14 protein-coding genes are annotated in these 11790 nt (G+C 70.1%); 7 read left to right on the top strand and 7 right to left on the bottom strand.

Going from position 1 to position 11790, the window contains the following annotated elements; all coding sequences use genetic code 11:
• Window positions 1-91 precede the first annotated feature (91 nt).
• The 3 genes from J3486_RS31250 to J3486_RS44785 form a co-directional block, all read right to left on the bottom strand.
• Window positions 92-919, bottom strand: a complete 828-nt coding sequence (locus J3486_RS31250; protein WP_207826386.1) for an alpha/beta fold hydrolase — start codon at window positions 917-919, stop codon at window positions 92-94.
• A 326-nt stretch (window positions 920-1245) separates the two neighbouring features.
• Complete coding sequence (locus J3486_RS31245; protein ID WP_207826385.1) at window positions 1246-1572, bottom strand: plasmid stabilization protein; 327 nt, start codon at window positions 1570-1572, stop codon at window positions 1246-1248.
• Between the two features lie 137 nt (window positions 1573-1709).
• On the bottom strand, window positions 1710-1838 hold the full coding sequence (locus J3486_RS44785) for an LPFR motif small protein (protein ID WP_267878252.1): 129 nt from the start codon (window positions 1836-1838) through the stop codon (window positions 1710-1712).
• 388 nt (window positions 1839-2226) lie between these two features.
• Between J3486_RS44785 and J3486_RS31240 the strand changes: the two genes are divergently transcribed.
• Genes J3486_RS31240 through J3486_RS31210 form a run of 7 tightly spaced genes read left to right on the top strand, consistent with a single transcriptional unit; the run spans window position 2227 to window position 7246 of the window.
• On the top strand, window positions 2227-3186 hold the full coding sequence (locus J3486_RS31240; RefSeq protein ID WP_207826384.1) for a TIGR03557 family F420-dependent LLM class oxidoreductase: 960 nt from the start codon (window positions 2227-2229) through the stop codon (window positions 3184-3186).
• A 55-nt stretch (window positions 3187-3241) separates the two neighbouring features.
• A complete protein-coding gene (locus J3486_RS31235; RefSeq protein WP_207826383.1) occupies window positions 3242-3949 on the top strand; it encodes a HemK2/MTQ2 family protein methyltransferase in 708 nt (235 codons plus the stop codon).
• A gap of 13 nt (window positions 3950-3962) precedes the next feature.
• Window positions 3963-4184 carry a CDGSH iron-sulfur domain-containing protein gene (locus J3486_RS31230; RefSeq protein ID WP_207826382.1) on the top strand — a complete coding sequence of 74 codons (222 nt, stop codon included), beginning with the start codon at window positions 3963-3965 and terminating at the stop codon, window positions 4182-4184.
• Complete coding sequence (locus tag J3486_RS31225; protein ID WP_207826380.1) at window positions 4181-5212, top strand: iron-containing redox enzyme family protein; 1032 nt, start codon at window positions 4181-4183, stop codon at window positions 5210-5212. Before J3486_RS31230 ends, J3486_RS31225 begins: the two co-directional genes overlap by 4 nt.
• 50 nt (window positions 5213-5262) lie before the next feature.
• On the top strand, window positions 5263-5862 hold the full coding sequence (locus tag J3486_RS31220) for a flavodoxin family protein (protein ID WP_207826379.1): 600 nt from the start codon (window positions 5263-5265) through the stop codon (window positions 5860-5862).
• A 56-nt stretch (window positions 5863-5918) separates the two neighbouring features.
• Window positions 5919-6485, top strand: a complete 567-nt coding sequence (locus J3486_RS31215; RefSeq protein WP_207826377.1) for a type 1 glutamine amidotransferase domain-containing protein — start codon at window positions 5919-5921, stop codon at window positions 6483-6485.
• A 44-nt stretch (window positions 6486-6529) separates the two neighbouring features.
• Window positions 6530-7246 (top strand): hypothetical protein, encoded by a 717-nt coding sequence (locus J3486_RS31210; RefSeq protein WP_307805005.1) that lies wholly within the window; start codon window positions 6530-6532, stop codon window positions 7244-7246.
• Between the two features lie 26 nt (window positions 7247-7272).
• Here the strand turns inward: J3486_RS31210 and J3486_RS31205 are convergent, their stop codons facing one another.
• The 4 genes from J3486_RS31205 to J3486_RS31190 all read right to left on the bottom strand — a co-directional run bounded on the left by J3486_RS31205 (window position 7273) and on the right by J3486_RS31190 (window position 11773).
• The gene (locus J3486_RS31205; protein ID WP_207826375.1) at window positions 7273-7788 is read right to left on the bottom strand and encodes a DUF6328 family protein; all 516 of its coding nucleotides are present in this window, start codon (window positions 7786-7788) and stop codon (window positions 7273-7275) included.
• A 52-nt stretch (window positions 7789-7840) separates the two neighbouring features.
• Window positions 7841-9307 carry an aminotransferase class I/II-fold pyridoxal phosphate-dependent enzyme gene (locus J3486_RS31200; protein WP_207826373.1) on the bottom strand — a complete coding sequence of 489 codons (1467 nt, stop codon included), beginning with the start codon at window positions 9305-9307 and terminating at the stop codon, window positions 7841-7843.
• A gap of 160 nt (window positions 9308-9467) precedes the next feature.
• Complete coding sequence (locus J3486_RS31195; protein ID WP_207826372.1) at window positions 9468-9971, bottom strand: hypothetical protein; 504 nt, start codon at window positions 9969-9971, stop codon at window positions 9468-9470.
• Entirely contained in the window at window positions 9968-11773 is a 1806-nt protein-coding gene (locus J3486_RS31190) for a thiamine pyrophosphate-requiring protein (RefSeq protein WP_207826371.1), read from the bottom strand. Before J3486_RS31190 ends, J3486_RS31195 begins: the two co-directional genes overlap by 4 nt.
• Between the last annotated feature and the right edge of the window lie 17 nt (window positions 11774-11790).

The raw sequence follows: 11790 nt of genomic DNA, 5'->3' as shown, positions 1-11790 counted from the left end.
CGATCCTTGTGGCACGGCGTACGCCCCGCGGGTCCGCTCGCGGGGCCGCTCGCCCGCTTACGGCGCGGGAGCGGCCCCAAAGAGGGATGTGTCAGGACTTGAGGAACTCGATCAGGTCCTGATTGAAGCGTTCCTTGTCGCCGGGCACCATCGCGATGCCGTGCGAACCGCCCTCGTACACCTTGAGTTCGGCGCCGGGGACGAGCTTCGCGGTCTTGCGGCCGGTCGCGTCGATCGGCACGACCTGGTCGTCGTCGCCGTGCACGACCAGCAGCGGGATGTCGAACTTCTTGAGGTCCTCGTGGAAGTCGGTGTAGGCGAACGCGTCGACGCAGTCCACACCGCCCTCGATGGTCTGCGCCATCGCCATGTACCAGAAGGCGTCCTTGTTGCCCTGGGTGACCTTGTTGCCCGACCGGTTCGCGGAGAAGAACCCTTCCGCGGTGTCCTTCCAGAACTGCGAGCGCTCCTTGAGGATCCCCTCCTTGATCGAGTCGAACACCGATCCGGGGACGCCTTCGGGGTTGTCCGGTCCCTGGATCATCAGGGGCGGGATCGCGGAGAGCAGCACGGCGGACTTGATGCGCGAGGTGCCGTGCCTGCCGATGTACCGGGCGAGCTCGCCCCCGCCCATGGAGTGCGCGACGAGGGTGACATCCCGCAGATCCAGACCGGTGAGCAGGTCGTTCAGGTCGTCGGCGAAGGTGTCGAAGTCGTAGCCGTCGAAGACCGGGGTCGAGCGTCCATGACCGCGGCGGTCGTGCGCGATGCCCCGGAACCCGGCATCCGCGACCGCCTTGAGCTGGTCCTGCCACGCGTCGCCGTTCAGCGGCCAGCCATGGATGAAGACGACCGGTCGGCCGCTTCCCCAGTCCTTGTAGAAGATCTCCACTCCGTCGCGGGTCTCGCATATGGGCATCGACGTCTCCGTTCGTCGCGGGGGGGGGGCAGGTCACGAGAGCGCGCGCCGGGCGGAACAGGGCGCGGCCCGTGGCCGGGAGGCGGGTCGGCGCCCACCGGCAGTGGGAAGGCGCGGACATGTGCCGTCGCGTACGAGGCAACCGCCAACTGCGACAGCTCGCCAGTCAAGGCATGCGAACCCTGCTCCGGCCGAGTGACTTGTCGCTCGAGAGGTTTGAAGGTGCCCCTCGTGACGGTCTGTGGAGTCGACGTTCGTTTGACGCTCGGAGCGGGATGCGGGCAGGCGCATCCATCATGTCGAGTGCGTCGCGATCCTTGAGCCCGTCAGCGGCCCACGGCACGGGCCAGCTGGGCCTTGGTCATCGTCGAGCGGCCCTTGATGTTCTTCTGCCGGGCTTCGTTGTACAGCTGGTCCTTGGTGGGGCCCTGGGCGCCTTCGTGCGAGCGCGAACCACCGCGCTGCGAGGCCGACTTGGGGTCCCGCACGGAACTCCTGCTCGCGGTGCGGGACTCGCCGGAGCGGGCGCGCTGCTTGTTCACCGTGCGAGCGGCGATCTCCTCGGCCCGCTTCGTGGGCTCCCCGCGCTGCTTCGCGCTCTCCTTGACATGCTCGTACTGGCGTTCTCGCTTCTGGTTCGATCCTGCGGGCATGGCGTGCCCCTTCCGTAGGCGTGCGGTCCCTGTCAGGTTGCTCGTACAGTCCGCCGACGCGCCACGCCGGGGTGGGCCCGCATCAAGTCCAGGGTCCGGCCGGGGCGGGGGCGGCGGCATGAGCCGAGCGGGAGGAGTCAGTGGTGGCCGCGGGCGGTGTCGGACGCTCCGCCGAACAGACGGGCCACCGCACGGAACGGCAGGGTCACGACCGTGGCGACGGCGCCGCCGATCGACCGGATCACGTCCGCGACGGCCTTGAACATGTACGTCACCTTCCTCGTCATTGCGTACGGGGCGTTCGCATCGGCGGGTGCCCGTCGATCACCACAAGAAACGCGGGGACGCGACGAACCCGAGCACACTGCTTGTCGGATGCATGCAGGTGCCGCGCCCCGGCGGCGGGATGGCTCGGTGCGTGTCACGCTGCGTGCATCAAAGCGGCCGGGCATCGGAGTGCCTCCTTCGGGTACTCGGGGCCCTCGAAGTGACTCTTGTGGTGTTCCCGGCCAGGGGCGCGCAAGCTGACGAGGGTGGCGCCCCACAGTGGCGGCCGGGAGCTCAGCGCAATCCGTGCGCGGGCCGAGCCGCATTCCCACGAGGCTCATGTGACGAGCGGACTTCGGTGTCGTGCGCGAGGGTGAGGAGCAGGTCATGACGCGTTTCGGATATTTCCTGGCGAGTGAGGAGTTCACACCGGCCCAGCTGCTGGAGCAGGCCCGAGCGGCGGAACAGGCAGGGTTCACCGCTTTGGCCATCTCGGACCACTACCACCCATGGACGGGGGAGCAGGGGCAGAGTCCGTTCGTCTGGTCGATGATCGGGGCGCTCGCCCAGGTGACGTCACTGCCCGTGACGACGTTCGTCACCTGCCCCACCGTGCGTATGCACCCGGCCGTCTCCGCTCAGGCCGTTGCCACCTCGGGAGTCCTGACCGGTGGCCGTTTCCGGTTCGGGGTGGGCAGCGGGGAGGCCCTCAACGAGCACGTCCTGGGTGACCACTGGCCGGCCGTGGACGTACGCCTGGAGATGCTGGAGGAAGCCGTGCAGGTCATCAGGAGCCTGCAGAGCGGGGAGGAGATCACGCACCGTGGCAGGCACTACACCGTCGAGAACGCCCGCCTGTACACGGTGCCCGACGAACCGGTGCCGATCTACGTTTCCGGGTTCGGGCCCAAGGCCGCCGCGGTGGCCGGGCGGATCGGGGACGGGTTCGTCACGATGACCCCGGACGCCGATCTGGTGGGCCAGTTCCGTCGGGCCGGTGGCGGGCAGAAACCGGTGCTCGGCGGGGTGAAGGTGTGTTGGGGCACCGACCGCGACCAAGCGGTCAAGACAGCCCACCGGTTGTGGCCGACCCAGTTCCTGCCCGGTGAACTCGGTCAGGTGCTGCCCGATCCCGCACACTTCGAGCAGGCCGCCACGCTCGTGACCGAGCAGACCGTCGCCGACGGCATGGTCTGCGGCAACTCCGTGGCCGAACACGTCCAGGCCGCGACCGCATATGTCGACGCGGGCTTCGACGAGGTGTACGTCGGACAGATCGGCCCTGACCAGCAGGGCTTCTTCGACTTCTACCGGAGCGAGATCCTCCCGCGGCTGGACGGCCGATGAGCCCCTGGGTCCCTCGTGCCCCGGCGGGTACGAGGTGCCAGGTGAGGCGGCAGAGATGACGACGACCGCGCGCCCTCGCGACCGGGCGGCAGCCCGGTCCGGTCCCCGTGTCCTGTCCCCGCACGGCGTATATGCGCCGCAGGCCGACACGTGGCTCCTGCTGCGCGCCCTGGATGGCGAAGACATCGGCGAACGGACCACGGCTGTGGACCTGGGCACGGGCTCGGGAGCGGTGGCCGTGGCCGCCGCACTGCGCGGGGCCCGGGTGACCGCCCTCGACGTCGCCTGGCGGGCCGTGTGGACGGCTCGCCTGAACGCCTGGCTCAACGGCGTCTCGCTGACAGTGCGCCGGGGCGATCTGGCGGCGGTCGGCACGCGCCTCGAGGACGCCTCGTTCGATCTGGTGGTCAGCAATCCGCCCTACGTTCCGAGTGCGCCCGGGCGACGGGCACCGCGCGGCGCGGCGCGGGCCTGGGAAGGCGGAGCGGGCGGCCGCGGTGTGCTGGACCGGGTCTGTGCCACCGCCGCTCGTGTCCTGCGGCCGGGCGGCACCCTCTTGCTGGTGCACTCCCAACTGTGTGGCGTCACCCAGACGATCGAGACGCTGGGCACGCTGGGGATGGCGGCGCGGGTCGTGGACCGGGCCCAGGTGCCGTTCGGCCCGGTGACGCGAGGCCGGCGGGACTGGCTGTGTGCCCAGGGGTACCTGGACGACGACGCTGAGAAGGAAGGACTGGTGGTCGTCCGTGCCGAGCGCTCATGACCGTACGCCCCGCATGACGGTGAGCCGCGAAATGGGCCCGTTCCTGGTCGAGGGGCCCGTGGACGTTGTCGATGAGGCGGGGACCGTGCACACGTCGCACCGGTTCCGCGTCGCGCTGTGCACCTGCCGCCGCAGCCGGACCTTCCCCTGGTGCGACACCAGCCACCGCGCACGTTCCAAGGACGCGGAATCGTCGCCGAAGAACCGCCCCGCCGCGCCGGAGGGATCACCATGACGGCCACGTCCGAGTCCCGCTGCCACAGGCCGCCGCTGCCCGACGCTCGCGGCCCGGTGTCGCAGGGCCTGACAGCAGCATTGCGGCACGCGGCCGCCCCCGCTCCCGCCTCGGCCATGAACCCGGCGCCGGACCCGTACGGCGACGATCTGCACCTCGCGCTGTACGTGCTCTACGAACTGCACTACCAGGGCTTCGACGGTGTGGACGACGACCGGGAATGGGACCCAGACCTTCTCGCCCTGCGCCGGAGTCTCGAAGAGCACTTCCTCACCGCGCTGCGGGCCGATGCGACGGCCCCGGACAGCGATGCCGAGAGCGCTCTGGACGCGCTCCTGATCGAACCGGCCGGCCACGATCCCGAGAGTGTCAGCCACCATCTGCACCGCGACGGCCGACTGTGGCAGTTCCGCGAGTACGCGGCCCTGCGCTCGCTGTACCACCTCAAGGAAGCCGACCCGCACGCCTGGGTCATCCCTCGCCTGCACGGGACGGCGAAGGCCGCGATGGTCGCGGTCGAGTACGACGAGTTCGGTGCCGGCCGGGCCGAGGACATCCACGCCCGCCTCTTCGCCGACCTGATGCACGACCTGTCCCTGGACACCACGTACGGCTCCTATCTCGACAACGCGCCCGCCGAGGCGCTCGCCACGGTCAACCTGATGTCGCTGTTCGGGCTGCACCGGTCCCTGCGCGGTGCTCTCGTGGGCCATTTCGCCGCCGTCGAGACCACCTCCTCACCCGGCTCCCGGCGCCTGGCCGAGGCCCTGCGCCGCATGAAGGCAGGGCCGGCGGCCCAACGCTTCTACGACGAACACGTCGAGGCCGACGCCGTACACGAACAGGTCGTGCGCCGCGAGGTCGTAGGAGGGCTCCTGAAGTGCGAACCCGGACTCGACGCCGACGTCGCCTTCGGCGTGCGGGCCACCGGCCTCCTCGAAGGCCGCCTCTCCGCCACGCTCTTGAGTGCGTGGCGCGCGGACCGCAGCGCCCTGCGCTGCCCGCTGCCTGATCCGGCAGCCACCTGATCGGGCGGCCCCCCGCCGGACGCCCCATCCCGTACAGGAAGGAAATGACCATGCGCGCCCTGTCCCTGGTCTGTACCCTCAACGCTTCCCCGGCCCCGTCCAGCAGCCGGCTGCTGTCGGACCAGGTCTGCGCCGAACTGGACAAGCTCGGCGTGGCGACCGAGACGGTCCGCGTCGTCGACCACGATGTCCGGCCCGGCATCGAGACGGACATGGGGGAGGGGGACGCCTGGCCGCTGCTGCGCGACAAGGTGCTGCACTCCGACATCCTCGTGATCGCCACGCCGATCTGGTTGGGTCACCCCTCCAGCATCTGCCAGCGCGTCCTGGAACGGCTCAATGCCGACTCCTCGCAGACGGACGACCAGGGCCGCCCCCTGATGTACGGAAAGGCCGCCGCGGTCGCCGTGGTCGGCAACGAAGACGGCGCGCACAAGGTCAGCGCGGACGTCTTCCAGGCCCTGAACGACGTCGGCTTCTCCCTCGCCCCCGGAGCGGTCACCTACTGGGTGGGCGAGGCCCAGCACGGCACCGACTACCAAGACCTCGGCGAGACACCTGAAGCCGTGGCGGACACCACGCACACGCTCGCCGCCAACACGGTCCACCTCGCCAAGCTCCTCAAAGAACACCCCTACCCGGCCGAATGATCGGACCGAAATCCTCAGGCACAGCCCCGCACCACCCGTACAGAAAGGCCGAGCTCATGACCGACCGACGACTCGAGGGCCGCACCGTTCTGGCCCTGGTCACCAACTACGGCGTCGAGCAGGACGAACTCCTCGTGCCCCTACGGCAGTTGCGCGGCGAGGGCGCCGACGTCACCGTCGCCGCGGTCAGCACGGATCCCGTGCAGACGCTGCAGGGCGACAAGGACCCGGGCGAGAGCGTGGATCCGGACGTCACCTTCGAGGCTCTGGGCGCGGCCTCCCACGATCTGCTGCTCATCCCCGGCGGCACGCTCAACGCTGACCACCTGCGCCTGCAGACGGCCGCCGTGGACACCGTGAAGGCGTTCGCGGCCGACGGCCGGCCCGTCGCCGCCATCTGCCACGGCCCCTGGGCGCTGGTCGAGGCCGACGTGCTGCGCGGCAAGACCCTCACCTCCTACCCGTCCCTGCGCACCGACATCACCAACGCGGGCGCCGCGGCGTGGGTGGACGAACCGGTCGTGGTGGACCGAGCGGGCGGCTATCCGCTGATCACCTCGCGCACCCCGAAGGATCTGGACGACTTCGTCGCCGCCATCCGCGAACATCTCACCGGCAGCTGACCGGGAGGGGACGAGACGAGCGCCGGCGGACCGGAGGATCACGCGTGCCCCGTACCCGAGCCGATGCCCAGCATCGACACCCCCGTCACCAACGACGCGGCGAGGCCCGCCTGCCCGCCGTCGTCGTGACGCTGACGGCGGTCGGGCTCTACCTCCTGCTGCCGGAGCAGCTCCTCATCGCTCCGCGCTACGTCCTGCCCGCCCTGGAAGTCGCCCTGCTGGTCCCGCTGGTAGCCATCAACCCACGCCGTCTCACCCGGCAGACCAAAACGTTCCGCGTCCTGTCGCTCGCCCTCGTGGCCGTCATCGCCGTCAGCAACCTGATCGCGCTCGGCACCTTGATCCAGCAGCTGGTCCAGGCCGGCGTGAAGGACGGCCCCGCGCTGCTGACGGCTGCCCTCCAGGTGTGGCTGACCAACATCATCGTCTTCGGGCTCGCCTACTGGGAACTCGACCGTGGCGGCCCCGTCAGCAGAACCCAAGTGGCCCGCGAGGAGCTGCCGTTGGCCGACTTCCGTTTCTCCCAGGACGAGAACGACGACGCGGTCCAGGAGGTCGCCGACGGCGCCAGCGTGACATCCGACTGGGTGCCCACCCTGACGGATTACCTGTACGTCTCCGTCACCAACTCCACGGCCTTCAGCCCGACCGACACCATGCCCCTGTCGACGCGCGCCAAAATCCTGATGAGCGTGCAGAGCGTGGCCGCGCTCGTGACGTCGGTCCTGGTCATCGCCCGCGCGGTGAGCGTCCTGCATTGACGCAGCCAGGCTCCGCACGCGAGGTGTCAGTCGGTGTCGTTGTCCGCTGAGGGCGGGTCGGACTCGGTGTAGCGGGTCCGTGCCCACAAGGGCAGGGCGAACCAGCACACCAGGTACCACACGAGGACGGCCGCGACGAGGAGCGGTGCGAGCGCGTCGTGCATCGCGACCCGCAGGATCAGCAGCAGCGCCGAGGTCAGCGTGCACAGCAGCAGGATCAGTCCGACCACGGTGAGCCGGGATGCCCAGAGCACCGCCTGGGGTTTGATGCGGCGCCCGCTGACCAGGCGGTGGAAGGCGACCGGCCCGATCAGGGCGCCCGTCGACGCCGAGCCGAGCAGCACGGTCACGACGTAGATGTTCCGGTCAGTGGTGGAAAGCTGAGGAAAGCGGGGCGTGAACACCACGGTGAGAAGGAACCCGAAGAGGATCTGGACGCCGGTGAGTGCGACGCGCATCTCCTGTACCAGGTCCGCCCATCGTCGGTCCGCCCGCTGGTCGGCGGTCTCCTCGCGCCCGCTGACCGGGTGGTGGTGAGGCACGGCATCCTCCTCGCGTTTTCGGGGGTACAGGACGGTGTCCGGCGGGTCGGGGTCACTTGACGACGCGCACGGTGGTGAAGGTCGGGTCGGCCGCGTCGGGGAGGTTCATTCCGGCCTGCACTCCGGTGCGCAGATAGGTCAGCACGGGTTCGCTCAGGCGCTCGCCGGGCAGGATCGCGGGGATCCCGGGCGGGTAGGGCGTCACCATCTCCGCGGCCACGCGGCCCGCCGCCTTCTCCAGGGGAAGGTCCTGGGTCGGCGCGAAGTAGGCGTCGCGGGGCGGACACGCCTGCTCCATCCGCAGAGCGTCGGCGGCCGGCACCTCCACGCGAGGCGCCTCGTCCCAGCCCTGCGCGGCGTCCGTGAGGTCACGCAGGGCGTCCAGCAGGGGCTCGGTGGTGCGGCGGCTGTCGGCGTGCGTGATCTGCACGTTGATGCGGCGATGGTCGGCGAGGTGGACGTTGATACGGCGGTGTTCCCGCAGCCAGTCGGCAGCCCGATAGCCGGAGAGGGTGGTGCCGGTCAGGTCGACGACCACGGGGAGCGGGTCGAGGTCGTGCGCCCGTCCGGGGCCGCAGAAGTCCTGTGCGTCGTTCACATGCAGGCCGTCGATCTTTTCGATGGCGTGGCGCAGCTCATCCGCGGTCGTGCGCGCGTGGCTCATCAACGCGTGCCCGTGCAGCGCCATCTGGCGGCGCCAGCCGTCCAGGGCCGCATAGATGAGGACCGACGGGCTGGTCGTACCCAGCAGGTCCGCCCGGTTCTTGAGCACCGAAGGCTCGACCAGATCCCCTTGAAGGTGGAAGACCGAGCCTTGCTCCAGGCCGCTGCCCATCTTGTGGATGCTGGTCACGCAGACGTCCGCGCCCGCGTCCATCGCCCAGGTCGGCAGGTCCGGATGAAAGGGCAGATGGGCGCCCCACGCCTCGTCCACGATCAACGGCCTGCCGTACCGGTGGCAGACCTCGGCGATCGTGCGCAGGTCCGCACAGCTGCCGTAGGGGGTGGGGCTGGTGACCAGGGCTCCCTCTGCCTGTGGATTGCGCTCGAAGGCGGCGGCGTAGTCGTCGGCCGACGGCGGGTGCGCCAGATGCCGTTCGTCGTCCCAGCGCGGTTCGACCCATACGGGCTCGATCCCGGACAGGACCAGGGCGGCGGCCACGGACTTGTGGGCGTCCCGGCTGATCAGCAGTCGCTGGCCGGGGCCGGCCACGGACAGCATCGCCGCCTTGACCGACAGGGAGCTGCCGCACGTGGTGAAGAACGTGTGGTCCGCGTGGACCGCGTCTGCCATCAGTTGCTCCGCATCCCGGAGAAAACCGCCCCGCATCCGCCTGTCGTCCAGGCCACCGGACGCCAGGAGGTCGTGCTGGAACACCTCCTGCCCCAAGAGGCGTAGCACCTGCGGATCCACCCCTGCGCCCTGCTTGTGGCCCGGCGGTGTGAACGACACCATTTCTTGACGCCGATAGGCATCCACGGCTTCCAGCACAGGGGCCCGCGAATGATCCAGTGACATGCTGCCTGCCTTTCCCGGCGAGAGCTGACACCCTCACCACAGTTCGTACGAGCGGTGAAACCCCGAGGCGGCTCGCCGGTTGGTGCACCGGTTCAACCGTTTGGATCTGTGCGGCAGCAAGCGCCGGATCGCGCTCTGGAGACGGCTCGTTCCGTCTCGGTCAGGTACGAGGGCCGTGCGGCACGGAACTCTTCTGCCTGCGTGCCAGGGCCACGCCCGCCGCCCCGGCCGCGGACAGCGCGGCGGTCGTGTTGCCCTGTTGCGCCTCGGCGGGCGCCATGATGAAGCCGCACAGCAGGAACGCGCCCTCGGCGGCTTCCAGCGGGCGCCCGTCGTGCCGGAAGCGGGAGAAGAAGAGCTCGCGGGCCAGGTCGTGACGGCAGGCGGCGCGGGTGCGGGCATCGTCCGGGCGCAGGGCTCCGCGTACCGCGGGCAGCAGCAGCGCGGCGTCCACCGGCGGAAGGCCCGGCGCCCGCTGCCCATGGCCGTCGGGGTGCAGAGAGGCGGCGGAGGCGGCGGTGACCAGGGTGTCGGCCAGGCGGGCGCAGCGGGCCGCGAGCGGAGGGCGTGGCGCCGCGCCGGTGACGGCGCGCAGGCCCGCGACGCAGGTGGGCACGCGGTACACGGACGTGTGCAGCGCGCCCACCGACGGTTCGTCGCTCACGCGTCGTCCTCGGTGTGCCGGTGGCCGGGCAGCATCTCCTGGACCTTGGCCTTGAAGCCCTGACGGATCATGCCGGTGCGATCGCTGTCGCCCTTGAGGACGGAGGCGGCGGCCGCCTCGATCTGGTCGAGCGTCGCGTGCGGCGGGATCGGCGGCACGGCCGGGTCGGTGCGGAAGTCGAGCACGTAGGGCCGGTCGGCGGCGAGCGCCGCCTCCCACGCGCTCGCGACGTCCTGCGGCTTCTCCACGCGCAGCCCACCCAGGCCCAGCGAGCGTGCGAAATCGCCGTAGGCGACGTCGGGCAGCGCCTGCGAGGGCAGGAACTGCGGGGCGCCGGACATGGCCCTCATCTCCCACGTGACCTGATTGAGGTCCTGGTTGTTCAGGACGGCGACGACCAGGCGCGGATCGGCCCACTGCTGCCAGTACTTGGCGATGGTGATCAGCTCGGCCAGGCCGTTCATCTGCATCGCGCCGTCGCCGACGAGCGCGATCGCCGGGCGGTCGCCGTGGGCGAACTTCGCCCCGATCACGTACGGGACACCGGGCCCCATAGTGGCGAGGGTGCCGGACAGGGAGCCGCGCATCCCGGCGCGCAGCCGCAGGTGACGGGCGTACCAGTTGGCGGCGGAACCGGAGTCGGCGGCCAGGACCACGTTGTCGGGCAGCAGTTCGTTCAGGGTGTGCGCGACGTGTTCGGGGTTGATCGGGTCCGCGCCCACGGCGGCCCGCCGTTCCATCACCTGCCACCAACGGGCCGTGTTCTTCTCGATCTTCTTGCGCCAGCTCGTGTTCATGTTCTGCTCGAGCAGGGGCAGCAGCGCCTGCAGCGTCACGCGCGCGTCGCCGACCAGGTTGATCTCGAAGGGGTAGCGCAGGCCGACCATGTGCGGGTCGATGTCGATCTGCACGGCCCGTGCCTGGCCGAAGTCGGGCAGGAACTGCGTGTAGGGGAAGCTCGATCCGATGACCAGCAGGGTGTCGCAGTCCTGCATCAGCTCGTACGAGGGCCGGGTGCCCAACAGGCCGATGGCGCCGGTGACATAGGGCAGGTCGTCGTCGAGCGCGTCTTTGCCGAGCAGCGCCTTCGCCACGCCGGCGCCGAGCCGGTCGGCGACCTGCATGACCTCCTGGCGGGCGCCGCGCGCGCCCTGGCCGACGAGGATCGCCACCTTCTCGCCCTCGTTGAGCAACCGCGCCGCCCGTTCGATGTCGGCGGTGGCGGGCACCGGGGCGTAGGAGGAGAGGCCGAGGCTGGACGGCACCATCTTGAAAGCGTGTTCGGGCGCCGCGTAGTCGAGTTCTTGTACGTCGGCGGGGACGATGACGGCGGTCACCGAGCGTCGCGCGTAAGCGGTGCGGATCGCCCGGTCGAGGACGTTCGGCAACTGCTCGGGGACCGTGACCATCTCGCAGAAGTCGGAGGCCACGTCCTTGTACAGGCTGAGCAGGTCGACCTCCTGCTGGTAGGAGCCGCCCATCGCGCTCCGGTTGGTCTGCCCGACGATCGCGACGACGGGAACGTGGTCCAGCTTGGCGTCGTACAGACCGTTGAGGAGGTGGATGGCGCCGGGGCCGGAGGTGGCGGCGCACACGCCGACGCGGCCGGAGAACTTCGCGTAGCCGACGGCCTCGAAGGCCGACATCTCCTCGTGCCGGGACTGGATGAACTCCGGTTTGTTGTCGGCCCGCCCCCAGGCGGCGAGCAGGCCGTTGATGCCGTCGCCCGGATAGGCGAAGACGTGCTCGACCTCCCAGGCCCGCAGTCGTTCGAGGATGTGGTCGGAGACCTTCGGTGCCATCGCAACTGTCCTTTCAG

It is taken from the genome of Streptomyces sp. VRA16 Mangrove soil (assembly GCF_017377775.1).
Taxonomy (GTDB): domain Bacteria; phylum Actinomycetota; class Actinomycetes; order Streptomycetales; family Streptomycetaceae; genus Streptomyces.
This window is presented reverse-complemented; position numbering and strand designations above follow the sequence as displayed.

Bases quoted from the DNA above. Each gene is read 5' to 3' on its own strand.
- J3486_RS31245 (WP_207826385.1), bottom strand. From the start codon at position 1,572: ATGCCCGCAGGATCGAACCAGAAGCGAGAACGCCAGTACGAGCATGTC.
- J3486_RS31240 (WP_207826384.1), top strand. From the start codon at position 2,227: ATGACGCGTTTCGGATATTTCCTGGCGAGTGAGGAGTTCACACCGGCC.
- J3486_RS31250 (WP_207826386.1), bottom strand. From the start codon at position 919: ATGCCCATATGCGAGACCCGCGACGGAGTGGAGATCTTCTACAAGGAC.
- J3486_RS31215 (WP_207826377.1), top strand. From the start codon at position 5,919: ATGACCGACCGACGACTCGAGGGCCGCACCGTTCTGGCCCTGGTCACC.
- J3486_RS31220 (WP_207826379.1), top strand. From the start codon at position 5,263: ATGCGCGCCCTGTCCCTGGTCTGTACCCTCAACGCTTCCCCGGCCCCG.
- J3486_RS31190 (WP_207826371.1), bottom strand. From the start codon at position 11,773: ATGGCACCGAAGGTCTCCGACCACATCCTCGAACGACTGCGGGCCTGG.
- J3486_RS31225 (WP_207826380.1), top strand. From the start codon at position 4,181: ATGACGGCCACGTCCGAGTCCCGCTGCCACAGGCCGCCGCTGCCCGAC.
- J3486_RS31200 (WP_207826373.1), bottom strand. From the start codon at position 9,307: ATGTCACTGGATCATTCGCGGGCCCCTGTGCTGGAAGCCGTGGATGCC.
- J3486_RS44785 (WP_267878252.1), bottom strand. From the start codon at position 1,838: ATGTTCAAGGCCGTCGCGGACGTGATCCGGTCGATCGGCGGCGCCGTC.
- J3486_RS31235 (WP_207826383.1), top strand. From the start codon at position 3,242: ATGACGACGACCGCGCGCCCTCGCGACCGGGCGGCAGCCCGGTCCGGT.
- J3486_RS31230 (WP_207826382.1), top strand. From the start codon at position 3,963: ATGACGGTGAGCCGCGAAATGGGCCCGTTCCTGGTCGAGGGGCCCGTG.